The 23,390-nt window shown below is 73.0% G+C and carries 19 protein-coding genes; 10 read left to right on the forward strand and 9 right to left on the reverse strand.

Annotation, left to right across the window (positions count from 1 at the left end; translation table 11 throughout):
- The first annotated feature begins 320 nt into the window (after positions 1–320).
- Together ACWC97_RS08555 and tatA are read left to right on the forward strand one after the other, a co-directional pair.
- Entirely contained in the window at positions 321–1,307 is a 987-nt protein-coding gene (locus tag ACWC97_RS08555; protein ID WP_450648223.1) for a sporulation protein, read from the forward strand.
- Positions 1,307–1,552, forward strand: a complete 246-nt coding sequence (gene tatA / locus ACWC97_RS08560; RefSeq protein WP_352280504.1) for a twin-arginine translocase TatA/TatE family subunit — start codon at positions 1,307–1,309, stop codon at positions 1,550–1,552. Before ACWC97_RS08555 ends, tatA begins: the two co-directional genes overlap by 1 nt.
- A gap of 66 nt (positions 1,553–1,618) precedes the next feature.
- Here tatA and ACWC97_RS08565 read toward each other — a convergent pair whose 3' ends face one another.
- Both ACWC97_RS08565 and ACWC97_RS08570 read right to left on the reverse strand, forming a co-directional pair.
- Positions 1,619–3,850, reverse strand: coding sequence for an NACHT domain-containing protein (locus tag ACWC97_RS08565; RefSeq protein WP_450648225.1), 2,232 nt, complete (start codon positions 3,848–3,850; stop codon positions 1,619–1,621).
- A gap of 8 nt (positions 3,851–3,858) precedes the next feature.
- Complete coding sequence (locus ACWC97_RS08570; protein ID WP_352280502.1) at positions 3,859–4,785, reverse strand: DUF6801 domain-containing protein; 927 nt, start codon at positions 4,783–4,785, stop codon at positions 3,859–3,861.
- 474 nt (positions 4,786–5,259) lie between these two features.
- Here ACWC97_RS08570 and ACWC97_RS08575 point away from each other — a divergent pair, with 474 nt between their 5' ends.
- Complete coding sequence (locus ACWC97_RS08575) at positions 5,260–6,138, forward strand: AraC-like ligand-binding domain-containing protein (protein ID WP_450648227.1); 879 nt, start codon at positions 5,260–5,262, stop codon at positions 6,136–6,138.
- Between the two features lie 173 nt (positions 6,139–6,311).
- Here the strand turns inward: ACWC97_RS08575 and ACWC97_RS08580 are convergent, their stop codons facing one another.
- Positions 6,312–6,776: a peptidase inhibitor family I36 protein gene (locus ACWC97_RS08580; RefSeq protein ID WP_450648229.1), complete on the reverse strand. Its 465-nt coding sequence runs from the start codon at positions 6,774–6,776 to the stop codon at positions 6,312–6,314.
- 231 nt (positions 6,777–7,007) lie between these two features.
- On the opposite strand from ACWC97_RS08580, the gene ACWC97_RS08585 reads away from it, so the two are divergent.
- The 3 genes from ACWC97_RS08585 (at position 7,008) to ACWC97_RS08595 (ending at position 9,451) form a co-directional block, all read left to right on the forward strand.
- Positions 7,008–7,217, forward strand: coding sequence for a hypothetical protein (locus tag ACWC97_RS08585; protein ID WP_352280499.1), 210 nt, complete (start codon positions 7,008–7,010; stop codon positions 7,215–7,217).
- Between the two features lie 27 nt (positions 7,218–7,244).
- The gene (locus ACWC97_RS08590) at positions 7,245–8,144 is read left to right on the forward strand and encodes an oxygenase MpaB family protein (protein WP_450648231.1); all 900 of its coding nucleotides are present in this window, start codon (positions 7,245–7,247) and stop codon (positions 8,142–8,144) included.
- A 242-nt stretch (positions 8,145–8,386) separates the two neighbouring features.
- A complete protein-coding gene (locus ACWC97_RS08595; RefSeq protein WP_352280497.1) occupies positions 8,387–9,451 on the forward strand; it encodes a lipoate--protein ligase family protein in 1,065 nt (354 codons plus the stop codon).
- A gap of 25 nt (positions 9,452–9,476) precedes the next feature.
- Here the strand turns inward: ACWC97_RS08595 and ACWC97_RS08600 are convergent, their stop codons facing one another.
- The gene (locus ACWC97_RS08600; protein ID WP_450648233.1) at positions 9,477–11,981 is read right to left on the reverse strand and encodes a SpoIIE family protein phosphatase; all 2,505 of its coding nucleotides are present in this window, start codon (positions 11,979–11,981) and stop codon (positions 9,477–9,479) included.
- Positions 11,982–12,073: 92 nt separating this feature from the next.
- A complete protein-coding gene (locus ACWC97_RS08605) occupies positions 12,074–13,522 on the reverse strand; it encodes an amidase (protein ID WP_450648235.1) in 1,449 nt (482 codons plus the stop codon).
- A 232-nt stretch (positions 13,523–13,754) separates the two neighbouring features.
- Here ACWC97_RS08605 and ACWC97_RS08610 point away from each other — a divergent pair, with 232 nt between their 5' ends.
- On the forward strand, positions 13,755–14,423 hold the full coding sequence (locus tag ACWC97_RS08610) for a hypothetical protein (RefSeq protein ID WP_450648237.1): 669 nt from the start codon (positions 13,755–13,757) through the stop codon (positions 14,421–14,423).
- A complete protein-coding gene (locus tag ACWC97_RS08615) occupies positions 14,420–15,448 on the forward strand; it encodes a nucleotidyl transferase AbiEii/AbiGii toxin family protein (protein ID WP_450648239.1) in 1,029 nt (342 codons plus the stop codon). Before ACWC97_RS08610 ends, ACWC97_RS08615 begins: the two co-directional genes overlap by 4 nt.
- 87 nt (positions 15,449–15,535) lie before the next feature.
- Here ACWC97_RS08615 and ACWC97_RS08620 read toward each other — a convergent pair whose 3' ends face one another.
- Entirely contained in the window at positions 15,536–15,889 is a 354-nt protein-coding gene (locus ACWC97_RS08620) for a hypothetical protein (protein WP_352280492.1), read from the reverse strand.
- Positions 15,890–16,102: 213 nt separating this feature from the next.
- On the opposite strand from ACWC97_RS08620, the gene ACWC97_RS08625 reads away from it, so the two are divergent.
- Positions 16,103–16,894 (forward strand): hypothetical protein, encoded by a 792-nt coding sequence (locus ACWC97_RS08625; RefSeq protein ID WP_450648240.1) that lies wholly within the window; start codon positions 16,103–16,105, stop codon positions 16,892–16,894.
- Here the strand turns inward: ACWC97_RS08625 and ACWC97_RS08630 are convergent.
- The 3 genes from ACWC97_RS08630 to hydA form a co-directional block, all read right to left on the reverse strand.
- A complete protein-coding gene (locus ACWC97_RS08630) occupies positions 16,857–18,416 on the reverse strand; it encodes an NCS1 family nucleobase:cation symporter-1 (protein WP_352280490.1) in 1,560 nt (519 codons plus the stop codon). The genes ACWC97_RS08625 and ACWC97_RS08630 overlap by 38 nt on opposite strands.
- A gap of 91 nt (positions 18,417–18,507) precedes the next feature.
- On the reverse strand, positions 18,508–19,509 hold the full coding sequence (locus ACWC97_RS08635; protein ID WP_352280489.1) for a TIGR03842 family LLM class F420-dependent oxidoreductase: 1,002 nt from the start codon (positions 19,507–19,509) through the stop codon (positions 18,508–18,510).
- Positions 19,510–19,755: 246 nt separating this feature from the next.
- Positions 19,756–21,156, reverse strand: coding sequence for a dihydropyrimidinase (hydA, locus tag ACWC97_RS08640; protein WP_450648243.1), 1,401 nt, complete (start codon positions 21,154–21,156; stop codon positions 19,756–19,758).
- A gap of 338 nt (positions 21,157–21,494) precedes the next feature.
- On the opposite strand from hydA, the gene ACWC97_RS08645 reads away from it, so the two are divergent.
- Positions 21,495–23,381, forward strand: coding sequence for an alkaline phosphatase family protein (locus ACWC97_RS08645; protein ID WP_450648245.1), 1,887 nt, complete (start codon positions 21,495–21,497; stop codon positions 23,379–23,381).
- Positions 23,382–23,390 lie beyond the last annotated feature (9 nt).

Below are 23,390 nucleotides of genomic sequence, written 5' to 3' on the forward strand. Positions count from 1 at the left end.
GAGATCAACGCCCGCAAGGGCTGACATCCCCCGGGACGGCGAACGGGTGCGGGGCCGCGCGGTACACACCGCACGGCCCCGCACCCGTTTCCCGTACCACTCCGTACAGCAAAAGCGCAGTAAAAGCACGGCAAAACGCGCACGTCAAGCGGTCCTTCGGACCACCTGAGCGATCCTTTTCGGACTTTCCCGCTCCCCGGGTACCCATGGACCGGAGAAGCCCCTTCGGCGGCCCTATGCTCTACACGTTTGTAGAGAACGGGAGCCGTCGTCGGCGTTCCCGGGCTCCCCCGTACGCACATAAGGGAGTGGACGCCTCCATGGTGTTCAAACGACTGCTCGGCTCGCTCGGCGTGGGCGGCCCCACCGTCGACACCGTCCTCGCCCCCGGGGCGACCGTCCCCGGCGGCCCGCTGTCCGGTGAGGTCCGCCTCGAGGGCGGCAACGCCGACTTCGACATCACGCACATCACGCTGGAACTCGTCGCCCGGGTGGAGGCCGAGCACGCGGAGGGCGAGGCCGAGCACGTCGTGGCCTTCGAGCGGTTCACCGTCGGCGGCGGCTTCCGGCTGGCCGGGGGCGAGCAGCGCACCGTGCCGTTCACGGTGACACTGCCGTGGGAGACACCCGTCACCGAGCTGTACGGGCAGGGTCTCGGCATCGTGCTCGGCGTACGCACGGAACTCTCGGTCGCCGGGGCCAGGGACAAGGGCGATCTCGATCAGCTCGTAGTGGGGCCGCTGCCGGTGCAGGAGGCAATCCTCGAAGCGTTCGGACAGCTCGGCTTCGGCTTCAAGTCCGCGGACCTGGAGGCCGGCCGGATCGGCGGCACGGGTCAGCAGCTCCCCTTCTACCAGGAGATCGAGCTGTCCCCGTCGCCGCAGTACGCGTACGCGTTCAAGGAGATCGAGGTGACCTTCCTGGCCACCGCGGGCGGCATGGAGGTCGTCCTGGAGGCCGACCGGCGCGGCGGGCACGACGCGCTCACCCGGTTCACCGTCGCGCACGACGGCATCCACCACCAGGACTGGACCGCCCTGGTCGACGGGTGGCTCCAGCAACTGGCCGCGCACCACTCGGTGTACGCGGAGGGCTCCGCGTACGGGCACGGCGACCCGTACGCCGGTCACCACGGCCACCACGGCCACCACGACGAGGAGCGCCGCTCCGGTCCGGGCCTGGGCACGGCCGTCGCGGTGGGCGCGGCCGGGCTCGCGGTCGGAGTCGTCGGCGGTCTGGTCGCCGCCGAAGTCGTCGACGAGGTGGGGGACTTCTTCGAGGGCGACGACGAGGACGGTGACGACTGATGTTCGGCATCAGTGAGCTCGCGGTCGTCCTGATCGTGGTCATCCTTCTTTTCGGCGCCAAGAAGCTCCCCGAACTGGCCCGTTCCGCGGGCAAGTCGGCCCGCATCCTGAAGGCCGAGGCCAAGGCCATGAAGGAGCCGCAGGACCCCGGGGCGGCGCAGGGCCCGCCCCGGGTCATCCAGGGCGAGACCGTCGCCCGGAACGAACCCACCACCCCCGCGACCGACCGGGGACCGCACATCTGACACGGCGCGGCCGGTCACCGGGCCGATCGGGCCCGGCGACCGGCCGCGTCGTCCGGGCGTCGCCGTTCACCCGGAAGCGGAATCACCTGACGGGCCGGGACCGCCCGACGGGCCGGAGCCACCCGCCGGCCCTGGTCCGTCGGAGCGGCGCGCGAGGAATTCCTGGAGCTCGCGGTGGCGGAACTGGTAGGCGGTCCCGGCGGTACGCATCAGCCCCGCACCGCAGCACCAGTCGAGGAAGCGCCCCAGACGCCAGGGCAGCACCCGGTCGGACCACCAGCCGCGCGTGCAGAGCAGCAGGACCACGTAGCGGGTGCCCGCGGCTCCCAGGGCGGGACCGGCGCCGGTCCTGAGCAGCGGGCCGAACACCCGCCAGGGCCGGAACAGCAGATCGAGCGTCCCCCGGAACCCGCAGCGGAACAGCCGGTTGTAGAGGAGCGCGAGCGCACGCCCGCCGCCGAGCCCGAAGAGCACCAGGTAGATGAGCACCGCTCCGAGCGCGAGGACCGGGCTCAGCGCGTACCAGTAGAACGGGATGAACCCGATCCCGACCACGAGGCCGGTCACGATCCCGGTCACGAGGTCGTCCTTCACCATGGCCCGGGGCGATGTGTTCCCCCGTTCCGTACGGATCTCGGGCAGGTCGGAGAGCACGCCCGCCAGCCCCGAGCCGACCAACGCCCCGCCGAGGAGCCCCAGCACCGCCCCGTACACGAGCCCGATCGTCAGTCCGACGACATCACCGATGTCGAACACGACGACGAGCCCTCCCCAGAAGAGGCCGCCCGCGATCCCGTTCAGGAGCTGGCGCCTTCCCGTACCGGTTGCGACGGTCACCCGTTCCAGCCGGGACGGGACGGGCCAGGGAGGAGCCGCCACGAGGAGGCCGCCCAGCACCATGAGAGCCACGTTCATCACGTACACGCGCCAGTCGTCGAGCAGGGCGGCGGACACGTCGGCGACGGCCCACACCGCGACGGTCAGCAGGACATGGACGGTACGGGTACGGCGGGGCCCGGCGAGCGGCCACAGTTCATGGAGGACGAGATCGGTGCCGGACAGGCGCCGGCCGGCCACCTCGCCGGTACCGGCGTTGTTCGCCTGCAGGTAGCGGGCGAGAGTCGTCAGCCAGGTGTCCACCTGCCGTGGGGTGTAGGGCGTCTTCCGGCCGCCCGTGGCGGGGGCGTCGCGGATGAACAGGTGCAGCAGCCGGTCCCGGACCTGCTCCGGGGTCTCCGGGGCGGGGTCGCACAGCTCCCGGGGGTCGTGGGCCCAGTTGCCGTCGGGGCCGGACTCGTCGTGGACCGCGAGGGCGATGGTCAGCCGCCAGGGGGTGGACAGTCCCTGGGCCAGCGGGCCCGCCGGTTCGGCGCGGAGGGCTTCGAGGACCGGTGTCCAGCGGCGCGGGTCCTCGGCGCGGGCGGCGATGAACGCCTCGGTCGCGGCCAGGCCGACGGGGGCGATGTCGATCCGGGAGGCGTCCCGCGCCCAGAGGCCCGCGGCCTCCAGGGTGTTGTAGGCGCTGTGGCGGCAGGTGAGGATGAGCTGTCCCTTGACGACGCCGTGGACGTAGGCGTTCATGGCCTTCAGGGCGGCGGCCGCGCGGGAGCCGCGCCCGGGTGTCCCGCTGGCGTCCATCTCGTCGAGCCCGTCGAGCACGGGAAGGACCAGCCGGGCATCGACGAGGGCGGCCGCCGAGGCGGGGCGCAGCCGGTGGGCGCGGGCGAGTTCGTCGACGAGCCAGGTGGTGAGGCTGTCGCGGTGCGGGTCGAAGGTGGACAGCGACAGCCGTACGGGGACGGGGTCGCCCGGCCTCCGGTCGGTGAGGAGGCGCAGCATGAGGTGGAGGGCGAGGACGGTCTTGCCGGCTCCGGGAGCCCCGGTGACGACGAGACGGCCGGGCCGGAGCGCGCTGTAGTAGGCGGCGACGTCCTTCAGTGTGCCGTGGGGCGCCGCCCCCGCCCCGTGGTGGGCCGGGGAGGGCAGGAAGCCGAACTCCAGGTCGATGGTGTCGGTGCTGCTGCCGAGGAGCCCTGCGTGGACTTCCTCCTCGTGTTTCCTGATGACGACGGCGAGACGCTCGGCGAGCGCGGCGGCGTCGGTGTCCGTGCCCGCCTGGGCCACCCCCGCCTGATAGAGGCTCACGGCCGTCAGTACCAGGCCGGCCGCCCCGAGCACCAGCCCGCCCGGGTCCACGTCCCCGGTCCCCGCCCGTACGGCCACGGCGACCGCCGCCCCCACGGTCACCACCGTCAGCACCAGCCAGCCCCGGCGCGGCTGCCGCATCGCGACGGACATCGCTTCCGTCACCTGGAGCGCGAGCGGACGCGGAAGAGGGCCGCGGCCGCGCAGGCGACGGCTCCCAGGGCGGCGGCCCCCACCGCCAGCGGGATCAGGGTCCCGGTACCCCGGCTACCGGTCTCGGCCATGGCGCCGGAGGGGCCGGACGGCTTCTCCCCGGCCGTGTCCGGCTTCGTCCCGTCGTTCTCCCGGCCCTGGGACGCGCCGGTGGTACCGGAGGTGCTCGCGCCGGCCGTACCGGACGGGGCCGGTCCGGTCGTCGCCCCTCCCTTCCCGACGATGTCGAACGACGCCACGACGTCGTTCTGGCCGGGGTCCAGGCTGCACGGCAGACCGACCTCGAGGGTCAAAGGACCCACGCGGGCGCTGACATGGGCCTTGAGGTCGCCGACGGCGATCGTCGCCCGGCCCGGCTTGTCGAAGGTGCGGGTCGGTGCGGCACCGGTCGCCTTGATCACGAACGCTCCGGACGCCGGAACGCTGGTCCTGGCCACCCGGAACCGTACGCTCACGGGGGTGCCGCCGGTGCCCGGTGCCGTGACCCGGGCCCGTACGTCGACGGTGCCCGAGAGCTCCTCGACATGGGCCTTGCGCAGCTCGCTCGCGTCGGCGGCGCTCACCGGCACCGTCGCGTGGATGACGAACTTCGGGGTGGCCTCACCGACCACGGCCGACGCCGGGACGTCCGCGTCGATCCTCACCTCGCCCCGCCGCTGTTCCTCCTTCGAGAGGGAGCAGGTGTACCGGAGTGCGGGCGCCGCCGGGTCCGCGACGGCGGACCCGGCCCCGAACACTCCCACTCCCGCGAACGCGACCACCGCGGCCGCCGTCAGCCCCCGGGCTCCGCGGCCCGCCGGGCCCGGACGAGCGGCGCGGGACGTGGCGCGCCGCTCGCGCGCGTGCGGATTCCGGATCAGTTCGTCATGTGCCATCTCGGTCCTCAGTCAGTGCTCGTACCTCGGGTGTTCGGGGGTCCGGCGCGGAGTGCGGGGCCGATGGGCTCCTCGGTCGTCCGGGACCCGGCGCGCCCTCGCGCGTGCAGCGGACCCCGCGGCCACCGTAGGACGCGGCCGCGCGTCCGGAATTGCGCGTGCGCGTAGAAAAGTTGTCACGGCGCGCAGCGGAGCGAATTCGGCGCACACCCGTGCGGAACGCGCCGCCCTTTGCACACTGCCCGGCCCCACTGTCGTCCACTACGCTATTGCGGCGCCTTTGGACGGACTCTTGCCATGAGCGCGAGAACCGGATGCGGGTACGCGCACGGTGAGACGGTGAGAAGACCTGGGTGAAAGGTGTCTTCGATGGCCTTGGGAACCTACACGGTGAGTTCATGCACTACCCAGGACGTGACATCACGTGACCGCGCCGAATTCTGGGGTGCCCATGTGACGTCGTATCAGAGCCGGATGAGCTATCGGTATGCGCGCACCGACGATTTCCACGCGGGAACGGTCCGCCAGCACACCGACACCTACCAGCTCGTCCAGTGGTGGTCGGAGACGATCGAGTACGCCCGGACCGCGCGTCAGACGCGGCACGACCCGGACGAGGACTACCGCCTGGTGCTGCCGGTCTCCGGGGAGATGGTGCTGCGCCAGGACGAGCGGGAGCTGCGGCTGGCACCGGGGACCGGGAGCCTTCTCACGTTCAGCACACCGTTCGAGCTGTCGCAGGACGCCTCCGCGCGGGCGTTCATCCTGTCGATCCCCGCCCAGGAGGTGAACGGGCGCCTGAACCGGTCGTCGCCGCTCGCCGTGCGCCTCGGTCTCGGCTCGGGGCTCGGCCGGGTGGTGGGCGACATGCTGGTCGTCCTGCACGAGGAACGCGCCACCCTGACCAGCAGCGAGTTCGACGCGGTGGCCGAGCGGCTGGTCGAGCTGGTGTGCCTGCTCGTCGTGGGCGACGACCGGCCCACCCCGTCGGGCCGCCTGCCGGAGGTGGAGACGGTGGTCCGCCGGTACGTCCGCGAGCACGTGGCCGACCCGCGCCTGAACGGTGCCACCGTGGCGCGTTCCCTGGGCTGGTCGCTCCGCCAGGTCCAGCTGGCCCTCCAGCACGCCGGGACGACCCCGAGCGAGCTGATCCGGGAGGAGCGGCTGCGGCTGGTGAAGAACCGGCTGCGGACACCCGCGTACCGGCACATGACCATCACCGACCTGGCCCACGCCTCTGGATTCTCCTCATCCAGCGCTCTCAGCACGGCATTCCGGCGGCGTTTCGGAGTATGCCCCCGCGATATGCGGCGGGCGGGATTTCCGTCCGACGGCGATACGTGCGGGAGCTGACCGACAACATTCGGATCTCCGGCCTTTTCCATGCGCGACCGTCGGAATAGAGCCGAATCCGTTCTCCGGGAATCGGGCGGGGGAAGAATCACATGCCGGCAGGCCGGACGAAGGACGTACGACGTGCGCCCCGGACCGCGAGCGGCCGGGGCGCACGTCCTTCCGTCATGGTGTCAGCAGGGGCGGACGTACCAGACGGGGGAGAAGTCGTACGAGGTGTACCCGTAGATGGTGCCGTTGGAGTCCCGGCCCCGGACGGAACCGATGACGGTGAACTGCCGGTTCATGAAGACGGCGGTCGTGCCGGTGGTCTGGTTGTTCCACACCGAGCCGGCCCCGTTCCACTGGACGAGCCGGTAGTCGCCGCACTGGTACAGGTCGAACCGGGTGCCCGTCATGTTCGGGCCGGTGTACAGACACACACGCAGGTACGCGCAGTCCTTCCCGTCACCGGTGGCGCGCACGCCGTCGACACCGTCGACGGACGCCTGGCTGTTGTCGCCCTGGATGGTCACCCCCTGCACGGACGGGGCCGTGTTCGCCTGCGCGGACGCGGCTCCGGTGACCAGCGCGAGCGGGACGAGCGCCGCGACGAGCAGGGCGCGCAGAGTGGTGACGAGCATGGTGCGTAAGGCCATGATGATTCCTGACTCCTGATCGCGTAGGACGGGTCGGCCGCCCCGGACGTGCGGGCGTGACGGCGCGGACCTCCGATGTCCGCGGAAGAACACTGCGCCGGTTTCCCGAAGCGCGGATGACATGCGTCTTCCCGTACACGTACACCTCCGGGAACTGATGGTGCGCCACCGACGGATCAGGCGGCAAACCCTTGGAGGCACCGGAGTGTTGGGGCCGTGTGGTGTTTCGCGGTGGGGGTCGCCGCCCAGCCGGTGTTGGGGTTCTGGAGCGTGGGGCTCCGGCCCGGGCCGGGCGTGGTCGCGGGGCAGTCGGGGTGGCAGGCGTGGCGGGCCGGTCCCTCGGACGTCGGGAGTCGCGGACGGGCGTTCGCCACCCGTCCCCTCTGCGGACTGCTCGTCCTGGTGGCCGTGCTCGGCGGGCGGGTCGGTACCCTCGGCTGAGGTGAACGGGCCCTGGAGGTGCTGGCTGTGCTGGTGGGACTGCGGAAGCGGATCGGGGCGGAACTCACCGCGACCATGCACGGCGGGGACCTCGAGCTGGAGCGGTACGCCGGGCCGCCCGGCGATCCCGGGCTGTTCGGGATCACCCCCGGGGATCCGGTGTGGCGGGTGCACGGGCAGGCCACCGGGATGCTCACCGGTGGGTTCGCCGCGCTCATGCTCCAGTCGCTGCACCCGCTGGCCATGGCGGGGGTCGACCAGCACTCCGACTTCCGCGCCGATCCGGTGGGGCGGCTGAACGGGACCGTACGGTTCATCACCACGACCACCTTCGGGTCCTCGGCCGCCGCCCGCGAGGTGATCGGCGTCGTCCGCCGGATCCACACCCGGGTGCACGGCACCGCCCCGGACGGCCGCCCGTACCGCGCGGACGACCCCGACCTGCTGACCTGGGTGCACACCGCCGAGGTGCACAGCTTCCTCGCCGGTCACCAGACGTACGCGCCCCGGCGGCTCCGGCTGACCCCCGCCGAGCGCGACGCCTACTACCGCCGGGCCGCCCCCATGGCCGAGGCGCTGGGCGCGCGGAACGTACCGCTCACCTCCCTGGAGGCCGAGCGCCACCTGACCCGCCTCCGCCCCGAACTCCACGCCACCGAAGCCGCGTTGGACTCGGTGCGGTTCCTCCGCCGCTTCGGACGCACCCGGCGGGAGCGGCTGGTCGTGCACCTGCTGATGAACGCCTCGGTCGGCCTCCTCCCCGACTGGGCCCGCGCCGAACTCGGCATCCGCCGCCCCGCCCTCGTCCGCACCGCCTGGGACCGCCCCCTGGCGGCAGCCGTCGGCCGCGTCTTCCAATGGGCGATCGGCCCCTCCCCGATCCAGGCCGCCGCCCGGGAGCGGCTCGCGGGGCCGGCGCGGGGATGACGACGGGGTCGTCGCCCTCCGCAGGGACGTGATCGACGAGGCCGGTGGCTTCCCCGACCGGACGCCCCCGGCCCACTACCGCGACGTCGCCCGCGACCGGGGGTGGCCGGCCCGCCGTCCGCCGTCGCGTGACGGGCCCGGTGGTCGCCCCATTACAGTGCTGAGCGAAGCACGTGCGCGATCGTCCCGTGTCGGAGCAACAGGTTCAGGGGCCACGCCGCGCACGGGAAGGGAACGGAACCGTGCATGGCGAGTACAAGGTGCCCGGCGGCAAGCTCGTCGTCGTGGACCTGGAGGTCGAGGACGGCGTACTGCGCGAGGTGCGCGTCGCCGGGGACTTCTTCCTGGAGCCCGACGAGGCGATCCTCGCGATCGACGGCGCCCTGGAGGGGGCGCCCGCCTCGACGGACGCCACGGGGCTGGCGGCCCGGATCACGGCGGCGCTGCCCGAATCGGCCGTCATGCTCGGGCTGACCGCGGAGGGCGTCGGCATCGCGGTCCGGCGGGCGCTGGCCCACGCGACCGAGTGGAGCGACTACGACTGGCAGCTCATCCACGAGCCCCCGCAGTCGCCCGCGCTCCACATGGCGCTCGACGAGGTCATCACCACCGAGGTCGCCGCGGGGCGCCGCCCGCCGACGCTCCGGGTCTGGGAGTGGGACTCCCCCGCCGTGATCATCGGCAGCTTCCAGTCCCTGCGCAACGAGGTCGATCCCGGGGGCGTCGAGCGGCACGGGGTCACGGTGGTCCGGCGGGTCTCCGGCGGCGGCGCGATGTTCGTGGAGCCCGGCAACACGATCACGTACTCGCTCTCGGTTCCGGAGGCCCTGGTCTCCGGGCTCTCGTTCGCCGACAGTTACGCGTACCTCGACGACTGGGTGCTCGGCGCGCTCGGCGACATGGGCATCAGGGCCTGGTACCAGCCCCTGAACGACATCGCCACCGAGGCCGGGAAGATCGCCGGCGCCGCCCAGAAGCGGATGGTCGGCCCGGACGGCGGACCGGGGGCCGTGCTGCACCATGTGACGATGTCGTACGACATCGACGCCGACAAGATGCTCGACGTGCTGCGGATCGGCAAGGAGAAGCTCTCCGACAAGGGCACCAAGAGCGCCAAGAAGCGCGTCGATCCGCTCCGCCGCCAGACCGGCCTCGCCCGGGAGCAGGTGATCGAGAACATGATCGCCTCCTTCCGCAACCGCTACGGACTGACCGGCGGCGAGGTCACGGCGGAGGAGATGGCCCGCGCCGAGACGCTGGTGCGGACCAAGTTCGCCACCGACGAGTGGATCGCCCGGGTGCCGTGAGGACCGGCCCCGGAAGGGACCGGAGCTATCCGGCGGAGATCTCCTGCTCGGTCCAGATGATCTTGCCGTCGGGTGTGTAGCGGGTCCCCCAGCGGCGGGTGAGCTGGGCGACGAGGAAGAGGCCGCGGCCGCCCTCGTCCGTGGTACGGGCGTGCCTGAGCCGGGGCGAGGTGCTGCTGGTGTCGGAGACCTCGCAGGTCAGCACGGACTGGCGCAGCAGCCGGAGCCGGATCGGGCCCGTGGCGTGGCGCACCGCGTTGGTGACGAGCTCGCTGACGATCAGTTCGGTCGTCATCGCCAGCTCCTCCAGGTCCCAGTCGCTCAGCTGCCGGGCGGCCTCGGCGCGGGCCCCGGCGACGGCGGCCGGATCGGTGGGGATCTCCCACGAGGCGACGTGGTCGGGGCTCAGCTCGTGGGTACGGGCGAGGAGCAGGGCGACGTCGTCGGGCTGCGGGACCGGGACGAGCTGCTCCACGACCCGGGCGCAGAGCGCGTCCAGGGAGAGGCCACGCTGGGCGAGGGCGCCGCCGAGGCGGGCCATGCCGAGCTCCGCGTCCCGGTCCCGGCCCTCGATGAGCCCGTCCGTGTAGAGGCCGATCAGGCTGCCCTCGGGGAGGGTGGTCCGGGCCGTCTCGAACGGCATCGTGCCCAGGCCGAGCGGGGGCCCGGCGGGCAGTTCGGGGAAGCTGACGCGTCCGTCGGGGGCGACGACCACGGGTGGCGGGTGGCCGGCCCGTGCCATGGTGCAGCTCTGGGTGACCGGGTCGTACACGGCGTACAGGCAGGTGGCGCCGAGCACCGGGGGGCCGCCGTGTCCGTCGCCACCGGGTTCCTCGTCGCTCAGGCGGAGCACGAGGTCGTCGAGGTGGGCGAGGAGCTCGTCGGGCGGCAGGTCCATGTCGGCGAGGGTGTGGACCGCGGTGCGCAGCCGGCCCATGGTGGCGGCCGCGCCGATGCCGTGGCCGACGACGTCGCCGACGACCAGGGCGACCCGGGCCCCGGACAGCGGGATCACGTCGAACCAGTCGCCCCCGACGCCGTCCTTGGCGTCCGCCGGAAGGTAGGCGGAGGCCACGTCCAGGGCCGTTCCGCCGGGCAGGGTGTGCGGGAGCAGACTGCGTTGGAGGGTCAGCGCGGAGGTGTGTTCCTGGGTGTAGCGGCGGGCGTTGTCGACGCAGACGGCGGCCCGCGCCACCATCTCGCGGGCGGGCAGGACGTCGTCCGGCTCGAAGGGGGCGGGGGTGTCCGACCGGATGAAGGTGGTCAGTCCGAGCACCGTGTCCCGGGCCCGCATCGGCACGCAGATCAGGGAGTGGAGTCCGTGCGCGCGGATGCTCGCCGCGCGGGCGGGCTGGTCGGCCGCCCAGGCGTGGTCGTCGGGGTCGAGCACGGGGATCAGTACGGGTTCGCCCTCGGCGAGGAAGCGCAGGCCGTGGGGCGGGGGCAGGAAGTCCACCGGCTCGCCGATCCGGCTGACGGCCTCCGGGCAGCCCTCGCGTACGGAGCGCATCCCGGCCCGCCGCATCCTCGGGCACCCGGAGCCGGAGGCGGAGGTGGTGGCGGGGGTGGTGGCGGTGCGGGCGAGTTCCGGGCCGGACAGGCCGACGCCCGTGGGCCAGGTGCCGGGGTCGTCGGGGCTGACCACCGGTTCCAGCAGGTCGACGAGGACGAGGTCGGCGAAGCGCGGTACCGCGAAGTCGGCCAGTTCCTGGGCGGTGCGCATCACGTCGAGGGTGGAGCCGATGCTGGCGCCGGCGTCGTTGACCAGGGCCAGCCGCTGCTGGGCGTTCCATCGGTCGGTGACGTCCAGCACCATGTAGCAGAGGCCGGTGACCCGCCCGTCGCCGTCGGTCAGCGGCAGGTACGAGGTGGAGTAGGCGCGTTCGCGGCGCGGATCGGCCCAGGTCCAGCCCAGGTACTCGTAGTCGATGACGGGGATGCCGGTGTCCAGCACGCCGCGCATCAGGGTCTCGATGGAATCCGCTTCCAGCCCCGGGAGGACCTCGCCGAGCGTGCGGCCCACACGGTGCTCGCGCGGTACGCCGCTGAAACGCTCCAGGGTGTCGTTCATCCAGACGTAGCGCAGGTCCGGGCCCAGCACCGCCATGCCGATGGGCGATCCGGCCAGGAAGGCGTCCAGCACCGACTGCCCGACGATCCGCTCCGGCCGCCGCTCGCGCCCGGAGACCAGGAAGCACTCCCGGCCGTCCATGTGGAAGGAGGCCGAGACCCGGAGGTCCAGCTCGATCCGGCCGCCGTCGCGCCGCCGCACGTCGGCGATGCCCCGCCAGCCCACACCCGCACGGCAGCGTTCGGCGATCCCGGCCACCCGGACGGGGTCCTCGGCCATGGCGAGAAGGGCTCCGCCGGACCGCCCGACCACTTCGGGGGCGCGGTACCCGAGGAGGTCCTGGGCGCTCCGCGTCCAGCCGACGACCGTGCCGTTCCCGGCGACCACCGCGGTGGCGTCGCTCGCCGTGTCGTAGGCGGGCCCGGCGCCGGGCTCCGGCTGCGGACCTGGACACGCCATGCCGGCCACCATCCCTCCGTTCCCTGTCCATGGTCGCGCCTCACGCACCGGGGCGCGAACAAGACGGCGGCCGGCGGGGCCCCGGCCGGTCCCTACGCGGCCGGGGGCCGGTGCTCGTACCAGCGGCGGTCGGCCTCCAGCTGGGCCGCGAGGGAGATGAGCCGTTCCTCGCTGCGGGAGGGGCCGAGCAGCTGTGCCCCGACCGGCAGCCCGGCGGAGGTGAACCCGGCCGGCACGTTGACGCCCGGCCAGCCCAGCACGTTCCAGGGCCAGGCGTACGGGCAGGTCTCGGCCATCGCCAGGTCGGTGCGCCAGGCGCTCAGCCCGTCGAACCTGCCGATCGGGGGCGGGGGCAGGGCGGTCGTGGGGGTGAGCAGGACGTCGTAGCCGGGGCCGTCGCTTCCGGGGCGGCGGAAGAAGGCGCCGATCCTGCGGTGCTGGTGGACTTCGCGCCGCCGGGCCGCCCGGACGACCCGGCCGCCGAGCCGGGTGCCGGTGCGCAGGGCGCTGCGGGTGCGCGGGTCGAGGAGGGCGGGCGCGGGGTGGCGGGCGGCGAGTTCGGCGATCCCGGCGGTGGCGCGGGGGACGAAGCCGAGGCCGATCAGCCCGTACCGGGGCCGGGCGGCCTCGACGTCGTGGCCGAGGCGGGCGAGGGCCTGGGCCAGGTCGAGGACGGCCCGGCGCACCTCGGGGTGGGGTGCGGAGCCGGTGAGGGTGAGCGGGGGGCGCCAGGCGAGGGCGATGCGCAGCCGGCCGGGTTCACGCCGGGCGGCGGCCGAGGCGGCGACGGGCGGCGGGCGGTGCGGGTCGTCGGGGTGGGATCCCGCGACGGCGTCCAGCAGCAGGGCGGCGTCGGCGACGGTCCGGGCGAGCGGGCCGTTGACGGTCAGGCCCTGGAAGGCGTCGGAGTGCGGGTGGACGGAGATCCGGCCGCGCTGGGGCTTGATGCCGACCAGGTGGGTCCAGGCCGCGGGGATACGGACGGACCCCGCGCCGTCCGAGCCGAGCGCGGCGGGTACGAACCCGGCGGCGACGGCCGCCGCGGAGCCCCCGGAGGAGCCGCCGGGGGTGTGGCCGGTGTGCCAGGGGTTGCGGGTGGCGCCGAAGGCGTGGCCCTCGGTGAACGGCCACTGGCCGAGCTCGCAGGAGTTGGTCTTGCCGACGATGACGGCCCCGGCCGCCCGCAGTCTGCGGACCGCCTCGCTGTCGGCGGTCGCGGCGGGCAGGTCGCCGTCGCAGCCGAAGTAGGTGGGCATCCCGAGGACGTCGGTGTCGTCCTTGACCGCGACCGGGACCCCGAGCAGCGGCAGCCGTTCCCCCGCCGCGAGCCGCCGGTCGGCCTCGGCGGCCTCGGCGAGCGCGGCCTCGGCGCGGACCTGGCGGAAGGCGTTGAGGCGGTGCTCGCCGGCCCGGATGCGGTCCAGCGCGGCGGACACCTGGGCGACCGAGGTGGTGGTGCCCTCGGCCAGTTCCCGGGCGCTGTCGGCCAGGCCCGCCGGGGCGGCCGGTCCGGTCGTTTCCGCGGTGTGCGGTGAGGACATGGGCTGACCGCCTTCCTCGTATCGGCAGACACGTACGACGGTGCGCGGGGGCACGGTGGACCCGTACACCGGAACGAACTTACCGGAGGGTAACGACTGGGGTGCGCTCCGCTCAACCGTTCGGAGGAAAGTGCCCGGGGGCAGGTGCGGAGGCTCCCGGCGAGGACTGTCAGTGGGCCTTGCTACGTTCGGTGACGGAAGACGATCAGGGGACGTACGACGGGGAGGGTCCGTGGAAGCGGAGTTCGAGGGCGAGTTCGAGACGCATCTGACGGTGCGCCCCGATCCCCTCGCCGATGGCGGGGTGGGGCGGAAGCTCGACCGGCTGGAGCGCTGGGCGCGGGAGCGCGGTCTCGGGCTCACCCACATCGTGCTGGACGGCGGCGCCACCCCCGACCAGCCGATGCTGACCGAGCGTGGCCGGGGTGCGCTCTCCGGGAGACGGGCCGCCGCCGACCGGTGGGCGGCCGAGCTGGGCGCGGCGGGTTTCCCGGTCGTGCGGGTGAAGATAGAGGCCGCTCCGTGGAACGCGGACGTGCCGGGCAGCTCCGCCGAGGCCGCCGCGCTCCCGCCCGGTCTCCACTTCGAGCATCACGTCAAGCTGCGGCTCTCCGGCGAGCCGGAGGTGGCCGTCGCCCGGGAGGTGGCCGAGCGGCACGGCGCGCGTCTGTCGCGCAACGCCCGCCGTCTCACCGGCCCCCGCTGCCACGAGCGGTTCGTCACGCAGCGCTGCCACGGAGTGGGCCGCCCCCGGGCCCGGACCGAACTCGACGCCCTGCTCGGCGCGTTGCGCGGGGCCGGGCTCGATGTGCTCGAGGTCGAGGAGGAGTTCGTCGTGCACGACGACCGCCCCTCGGTGGACGCGGGCTGGCTGGACGCGCCGGCCGGGGCCGCGCGGTGAGCGGCTGGGACCGGCCGGTTCCCGGCGAGCCGGAGTTCCCGGACGCGGCGCTCGCCCCGCGCTGGCGGGCCGCCCGGCGCGCGGTCCTGGACCATCTGCTGCGGGTGGTCGCGGGTTCGCCCCTGGGCGAGGGCCTGGTCCTGCGGGGCAGTGTGCCGCTCCGGGCGTGGGTGGGCGCCGCGGCCCGGGAGCCGGGCGATCTGGACTGGATCGTGCCGCGGCCGGGGGCGGATTTCCCCGATCCGCTCGATCCGTACCCCTACGTGGTGGGCGTCGAGGAGGTGCAGCAGTGGCCGGAGGCGGCGCACGGGTCGGCCGCCCCCGAGCTGCTGACGGACGGCGAGTGCCACGAGACGGGCGGCGCCCGGCCGGTGCTCGCGCCGGAGGGCCTGCGCTGGGCGGTCTCCGACGATCTGGGCGTGTCGCCCGAGCTCGACGAGGAGGTGGCCGCCGCGCTGCGGGCCGGTCCGCCGCTGCCGGAAGGGATACGCGTCGATCCGCTGCGGGTGTCCCTGGACCAGGAGTGGATGTACCGGGAGTACGAGACGCCCGGGATACGGGTCGTGGTGCCCTGGGAGGCCGACGGGCTGCCGCCGGGCGAGCTGCGGATGGACTTCGCGCGGGACGAACGGCTGCCCGAGGCACCGGTGTGGACGGCCTGCCCCCGGGGTGACGGCGGGCCACCGACACCGGTCCGCACCGCGGGTCCGGGGCTCTCGCTCGCCTGGAAGCTGCTGTGGCTCGCCGAGGACCAGGAGGCCGAGGGCAGATCCGGCGCCAAGGACCTGTACGACGCGGTGCTGCTCGCCGAGTACGGACGGACGGTCCTGCCGCCCCGGCTGCTGCGCACGGTGCTGGGGACGCACGCGCAAGGGTTCACGCCCGCCTCGGTGCGGGACTGGCTGGTGGACTGGTCCGCCTTCCACGCCGCGCACCCGTGGGTGGCGGGCGGCCCGGACGGGCTGCGGGAGCGGCTGGCCGTCGCGCTGCCGCCGCTGCTGGAGCGGAGCGCGCGGCGGGCCTGAGGCGGCCCGTGCCGGACGGGAAGGCCCGTGCCGGGCCACAAGGTCCGGCCCGGCACGGGCCCATGGGTGGGGCGTCCGATACAGGGCCTACGGCTGGACGCTGATCTCGCCGATGCCGGTGCCGATGTCGGCGCAGTGGGCGGTGGACTGGCCGGACTGGCCGGGGGCCAGGGTCACGTGCTCCCCGTCCACGTCCGGGGCCCAGCCGCAGACCAGGTGCACCCAGAAGGTCTGCGTCGTACCGCCGTCGTTGCTGCACAGCGCGTAGCCGGTGTAGTCGTCGACCGCGTGCTTCCCGGTGTCGCAGGAAAGGCCCGGCGGTGTCGCCGCGGCCGTCGTGGCCGTGACGACGGACACCGGCAGCGCGAGCGCGGCGGCCGCTCCCGCCGTGACGGCGCCCCGGAGCACGGCCCTGGACAGACTCCCCCTCGACAGCTTCATGTGTGCGTGTCCCCCTTCGCTGGTGACGGACTCGGTGCGCCGACGACCTCCCCGGACACCAATGGCTCAAAACACGGCAAAACATCACTCTGCGTGCGCGCCGTGCCGGGGTGTCCGTCGCGCGTCCGCACCGGCCCGGACGTACGCTCGAACCGTCGGAGGGCACCGGACCGGACCCGACGATCCTCCGGCGGCGGGCTTCAGGGAGGCGACGTGACCGCTCGACACCACGCCACCTGCCGGACCGCCCGGACCGCGGCCGTCGTGCTGGGGCTCACCGGTGGTCTCCTCGGCGGCAGCGGCGTCCTCGGCAATGGTGCGGCACGGGCGGACAACGGGATCGACACGCTCTCCGCGCGCCAGATCGCTGAGCGTTCCCGCGACGCCCTGCTGAGCGTCGACTCCTTGCGCGTCACCGCCCGCGGCGACCTCGGCGACGGGCGGCCGGCGAAGTCGCTGGACGTCGTCCTGGACCGGTCGGGCGACTGCGTGGGGTCGGTACGGCTCGGCGGCGACCAGGGCTCGGCACGGATCGTGAAGCACGGCGAGGAGGTCTGGGTGAAGCTGGACGCGGACTTCTGGAAGAGCCAGGTCCCCGACGGCGGTGCGGCCTTCGCCGCGATCCTGAACGGGCGTTATCTGAGGGCCCCGGCCTCCGATCCCCGGCTGCGCCCCCTGACCGAGGGCTGCGACCCCGTCGTCTTCGAGCAGCTCGCGGGCGATGTCGGGCACCAGGACCCGGCGGGGCTGCGCAAGGCCCCGCGCACCACGCTGGACGGCGCCCCCGTGATCCCGCTGACCAGCACTCGGGAGGGCAGGACGTGGACGACGTACGTCGCGGTCACGGGGCGGCCGTTCCCGGTGCGGATCACGGTCCACGGCGGCGGGGCGGACGCGGTGGTGGGCCTCTCCGGCTTCGGGAAGCCGGTGCCCTCGGCCACGCCGCCGCCGGACCGTACGTACGACATCAACGCGCTGCTGGGCCGTTCGTCGGTTCCGACGTGACGGCGGACCGGCCGGTGAGCACCACGTACAGCACCAGCGAGGAGGCCAGGCCGACCGCCCAGCCGTAGTCGGAGAGCGGTTGGAGGGCCGGGATCAGCCCGTCGGCCGGGAAGGGCCCCTCCCCCGGTGCGGAGTGCGAGCCGCCGACCGCGAGCACACCGCCGACGGCGAAGGCGACGACGGCCCGCCAGTTCCAGCCGTTGACGTACCAGTAGCGGCCGCCGGGGCGGTAGAGGTCCGGGAGGTCGAGCACGGTGCGGCGGACGATCCAGTAGTCGGCGATCAGGATGCCCGCCACCGTCCCGAGCAGTCCGCCGACCAGCCCGAGCCAGGTGAAGATGTACAGCTCGGGGGTCTCGGTGAGCTTCCACGGCATGATGACGACCCCGACGACCCCGGTGATCAGGGCCCCGGTGCGGAAACTGATGAACCGGGGCGCGAGGTTCGCCAGGTCGTACGCCGGTGACACCACGTTCGCCGCGATGTTCACGGAGACCGTCGCGACCAGCACCGTCACCAGGCCGAAGAGCAGCCCGAAGACGTTGTCGGTGCGCGCCACCAACTGGACCGGGTCCCAGATGGCCTCGCCGTACACGGCCTGCGATCCGGAGGTGACCAGGACCGAGAGGAGGGCGAAGAACGTCATGGTGGTCGGCAGACCGAGAGCCTGGCCCCGGATCTGGGCGCGCTGACCGGACCCGAAGCGGGTGAAGTCGGGGATGTTCAGCGAGAGCGTCGCCCAGAACGCGATCATGCCCATCAGCGAGGGGAAGAAGACCGGCCAGAAGTCCCGCCCCCAGCCGAGCTTCGAGGGCTGGTCGAGCAGCGGGCCGAAGCCGCCCGCCTTGACCGCGACCCAGACCAGGAGCACCACGGCGCCGACGATCACGAACGGTGCCGCCCAGTTCTCGAACCGCCGCAGGGCGTCCATCCCCCGGTGGATGATGGCGAGTTCGAGCGCCCAGAAGAGGAGGAAGCAGAGCCAGAGCGTCCATGGCTGGCCGCCGATCACGGACGCCTCCGCCCAGCCGCCGAACATCTTCCCGAGCAGGGTGAAGATGCCGACGCCGCCGATCCAGGTCTGGATGCCGAACCAGGCGCAGGCCACCGCGGCCCTGATCAGCGCGGGCAGGTTGGCGCCGCGCAGTCCGAACGAGGCGCGGGCCAGCACGGGGAAGGGGATGCCGTACTTGGGTCCGGCGTGCCCGGTGAGCAGCATCGGCCCGAGCACGATCAGGTTGGCCAGCGCGATGGTGAACACGGCCTGTTTCCAGTCCATGCCGAGCGCCACCAGCCCGGAGGCGAGCAGCCAGGACGGGATGTTGTGGGCCATGCCGACCCAGAGCGCGGCGAAGTTGTACGTGGTCCAGCGGCGCCGTTCCAGGGGGACGGGCAACAGGTCCTCGTTGACGAACCGGTTGTCGGTGGGAACGGCGCCGGGATCGAGCCCGACGCGCCCGGTGGGGCCGGGCGCGCCGGGTATCGGGTCCTGCGGCGGGGGCGGGGGAACGGTCGAGGTCATGGCGGCTTGGACCCTTCGCTCGGGAGCGGTGCCGTGCGGGGCGGGGCGCGTACAACCGTGGGGGGTGCGGGGGGGGCCTTGGGGAGGGGGGTCAGTCGGTGAGGGCGGGGATGATCCGTTCGCCGTAGGCGTCGATGGTCGCCTCGCGCGCGTCGTGCATGTCGTACACGGCGAACTGGTCGACGCCCAGGTCGCGCAGGGCCCGCAGCTTCTCGATGTGGGCCTCGGCGGGGCCCAGCAGGCAGAACCGGTCGACGATCTCGTCCGGCACGAAGGCGGTGTCGGGGTTCCCGGCCCGGCCGTGGTGGCTGTAGTCGTAGCCCTGGCGGCCCTTGATGTACGCGGTGAGTTCGTCCGGAACCATGCCGGAGTGTTCGCCGTACCGGGCGACCAGGTCGGCCACGTGGTTGCCGACCATGCCGCCGAACCAGCGGCACTGGTCACGGGCGTGGGCCAGGTCGTCCCCGACGTACGCCGGTGCGGCCACGCAGATGGTGACCGCGTCCGGGTCGCGGCCGGCGTCGGTGGCGGCCTGGCGCACCGCCTTGACCATCCATTCGGTGAGGAAGGGGTCGGCGAGCTGGAGGATGAAGCCGTCGGCCTTCTGTCCGGCGAGGGCGAGGGCCTTCGGGCCGTACGCGCCCATCCAGACGGGCAGCCGGCCGTCCTTCACCCAGGGGATGCGGACGGGCTGCCCGTCGACGGTCGCCTCGCGGCCCTCGGCGAGGTCGCGGATGACGTCGATGGCCTCGCCGAGCCGGGCCAGGGTGTTGGGGGCGCGTCCAGCGACGCGCATCGCGGAGTCGCCGCGCCCGATGCCGCAGACGGTGCGGTTGCCGTACATGTCGTTGAGGGTGGCGAAGGTGGAGGCGGTCACCTCCCAGGTGCGGGTGCCGGGGTTGGTGACCATGGGGCCGACGACGAGCCGTTCGGTGTGTTCGAGGATGCGGCTGTAGATGACGAAGGGTTCCTGCCAGAGCACCGCCGAGTCGAAGGTCCAGCCGTAGCGGAAGCCGTTGTGCTCGGCGCGGCGCATCAGCTCGACGACGGCGGAGGCGGGCGGGTCGGTCTGGAGGACGATTCCGAAGTCCATGCGGTGCTCCTGGGGGTGTCTGATGAATGAGTGCGGGTGAAGGAGCGGGGTCCGGTGCGTGCGCAAGGCGCTGGATCGTCCGCGGATGGGGTCTCCCCTGCTCGAACGGAGTTGAGAGCTCGGGGAAGGAGCCACGTGGGCGGTTCGGCAACGCCGCGAGCAGTGGGGTGTCCCCTGCTCGAGCGAAGCCGAGAGCTTGGGGATGTGCCGGACCCCGCGACGCCGCAGGCATTTGTCAGACACCCCCTAGTCGAGGTACTGACAGGTGGCGCGCGGGGTGTAGATGCCGTGTCCGGCCCGGCCGGTGAACGTCCGTCCGGCGATGACGGGTTCGCCGCGCGACAGGACGGTCTCGACGCGGCCGGTGATCCGCTTTCCCTCGTACGCCGAGTAGTCGACGTTCATGTGGTGGGTCTTCGCGGAGATGGTCTGCTCGGCCGCCGGGTCGTAGATGACGATGTCGGCGTCGGCGCCCGGGGCGATGGTGCCCTTCTTCGGGTAGAGGCCGAACATCCGGGCCGGGGAGGCGCAGGCGATCTCGATCCAGCGGCGGCGCGAGATGTGTCCGTCCACCACCGCCTGGTGGAGGAGGTCCATCCGGTGCTCCACCCCGGGCATGCCGTTGGGGATCTTGGAGAAGTCGCCGCGGCCCATCTCCTTCTGCCCGGAGAAGCAGAAGGGGCAGTGGTCGGTGGAGACGACCTGGAGTTCGTTGTTCCTGAGCCCCCGCCAGAGCGCCTCCTGGTGCTCCCGGGGCCGCAGCGGGGTGGAGCAGACGTACTTGGCGCCCTCGAAGTCGGGCTCGGCGAGGTTGTCGGTGGACAGGAACAGGTACTGCGGGCAGGTCTCACCGAAGACCGGAAGCCCCTTGTGGCGGGCGGCGGCGACCTCGGCGACGGCCTCGTCGGCGGAGACGTGCACGACGTAGAGCGGGGAGCCGGCGACCCGGGCGAGCTGGACGGCGCGGTGGGTGGCCTCGGCCTCCAGGGCGACCTTGCGGACGTCGCCGTGGTAGCGCGGGTCGGTGCGGCCCTCGGCGAGGGCCTGTTCGACGAGTACGTCGATGGCGATGCCGTTCTCCGCGTGCATCATGATCAGGCCGCCGTTGTGGGAGGCACGTTGCATGGCGCGCAGGATCTGGCCGTCGTCGCTGTAGAAGACGCCCGGGTAGGCCATGAACAGCTTGAAGGAGGTGACGCCCTCCGCGACCAGCAGGTCCATGTCCTTGAGCGAGGACTCGTTCACGTCGGAGAGGATCATGTGGAAGGCGTAGTCGACGGCGCACTTGCCGTCGGCCTTCTCGTACCAGGCGTCGAGCCCTTCGCGGACCGGGCGGCCCACGGACTGGATGGCGAAGTCGACGATGGTGGTGGTACCGCCCCAGGCGGCGGCGCGGGTTCCGGTCTCGAAGGTGTCGGCGGCGTAGGTGCCGCCGAACGGCATCTCCATGTGGGTGTGCGCGTCGACACCGCCCGGGATCACGTATTTGCCGGTGGCGTCGATCCTCCGGTCGGCGCTCCAGCCGTCGGCCGCGTCGCTGCCGTGCTCCGCGAGCGCCGCGACGCGGCCGCCCTCGACGAGTACGTCGGCGTGGATCTCGTCGGACGCGGTGATGACGAGACCGCCGTGGATGACGGTGCGGCTCATGTACCCCTCCTCACTGTGGCGGAATGGGTCTACGCACGTAGAAGTGGTGCGTGTGAAGAACGTAGAAGTGGGTTACCCACTGTGGCAATACCGCTGCCGACAACCGCTGAAGACGTTTCTGTTTCCCTCGCCGGGCACTCCACCGGCCCACAGCGGCGCACACGGCCCGCACCATCGGCGAATAACGAAATGGTTACGGGTCTGGTCCAAATGTTGAGTACGGTTCACACGCCCGTACCTTCCCCGGGGTGGGCCGCTCACCGCCGGGGACGAACCTCGTCCCCATCGCCGGGCTCCCCCGTTGCCCGGTGCCACCGACCCGATCCCCGGAGGATCCCGTGTCACTGCCGCGCTCCGCGCGTACGCTGCTGGCCGCCGCCACCGTCGCCGCCGTCGCCCTTCCGCTCGTCGCCACCACCGCCGAGGCCCAGGACCCGAAGGCCCCGGCCGCCACCCCGTACGCCGGTCTGCCCTCCGGCACCAAGCAGGCGAAGATCCTGGTCATCGGCATCGACGGCGCCACCTTCGACGCCTTCTCGCGCGCCGACGTGCCGCGCCTCCAGCGGCTGATGACCCAGGGGCTGACCGCCCGGAGCAACCTCTACGCCGACCCGATGGCCCCGACCGTCTCCGGCGCCGGCTGGTCCTCGATCGCCACCGGCGTCTGGCCCGACAAGCACAACGTGAAGGACAACAACTTCACCAACCCGAACTACGCCCGCTACCCGGACTACGCGACCCGGCTGGAGACCGCCGACCCGGCCACGTCCACCCTGGTCGTCGGCACCTGGAACCCCATCCCCCAGATCGTCTTCGGCGCGAAGACCGATCTGCGCATCGCGGGCGGCAACGACGCGGGCACCACCGCCAAGGCCGTCGACTACCTCGCCAACGGCAACCCCGACTCCACCTTCGTCCACCTCGACGAGGTCGACGGCGCCGGCCACAGCAGCGGCTCGTCCAGCGCCGCCTACCTCAAGTCCTTGGGCGTCGCCGACACCCAGGTCGGCCGGCTGCTCGACGCCGTCGCCTCGCGGCCCACGTACGAGCAGGAGGACTGGCTGATCGTCGTCACCGCCGACCACGGCCACACCCCCACCGGTGGCCACGGCGGCAACTCCCCGCTGGAGCGCGGCACGTTCGTGATCGCCCAGGGCAGGGGCATCGCCCCCGGCTCGGTACGCCACGACGTCAGGATCACCGACATCGCGCCCACCGTGCTGCGCCACGAGGGCGTCGCCACCGACCCCGCCTGGGACCTGGACGGCACCTCGCTCGCCGAGCCGAGGACGGACGACTTCGACGCGCTGCGCCCCGCGCTGCGCGGACCCGTCGACGAGACGAGGCTCCCGGCCGACGTGAAGGGCTGGACCGGCACCGCCCCCGAGGGCTGGTCCATCGACAACGCGAAGATGCCGTCCGGCGGGGTCACCGAGTGGCGCGGCTGGGCCTTCGCCACGGACGAGTTCTGGACCAACGCCGAACGCGGCCAGGGCCGGGAGACCAACGTCCGGGCCCGCGACGTGTTCGCGGTCGCCGACTCCGACGAGTGGGACGACAAGGCGCACGGTGCCGGGCAGTTCGACTCCACCCTGATCAGCCCGGCCTACCGGCTGAACGGGGCGGCGACGGCCACGGTCTCGTACGCGACGAACTACCGGATCGACGGGCCGCAGACGGGCGACGTGTACGTCTCGTACGACGGCGGCGCCCCGCAGCTCGTGAAGTCGTACCGGACCGACGTCAACACGGTCGAGCGCCTGGAGCTGGCCGTTCCGGCGGGCGCGCGGACGGCCCGGCTGAGCTTCCGCTACACCGGGACGAACAGCGCCTTCTGGACCGTCGACCAGGTCGCCCTCGGCCAGCCCACCCCGCCCTCGCAGCTCGCCGTCGCCTCGCTGGACGCCGGGACCGTGCTCCTGGGCCGTCCCGGCTCCGACTCGCCCTGGAAGGTCACCGCGAACGGTGTGGTGCGCACGGCGCAGGGCGCACCGGTGAAGGGCGCCGCGGTGACCGCCGAACTCACGGCCGGCGGCCGGGTCGAGCGGCTGACCGGCAGCACGAAGAAGGACGGCTCGGTCCGCTTCAGGACCACGGTGCCGCGGGGCGTCGCCACGGCCTCGCTGAGGATCACCGGGGTCCGCTACCAGGACCTCGCGTACCACGGCGAGCTGGACCCGGTCCGCACCCTGGACCTCACCCGCCCCACCGGCAACCGCGGCTGACCGCCCGGC

Source organism: Streptomyces sp. NPDC001108 (assembly GCF_053598535.1).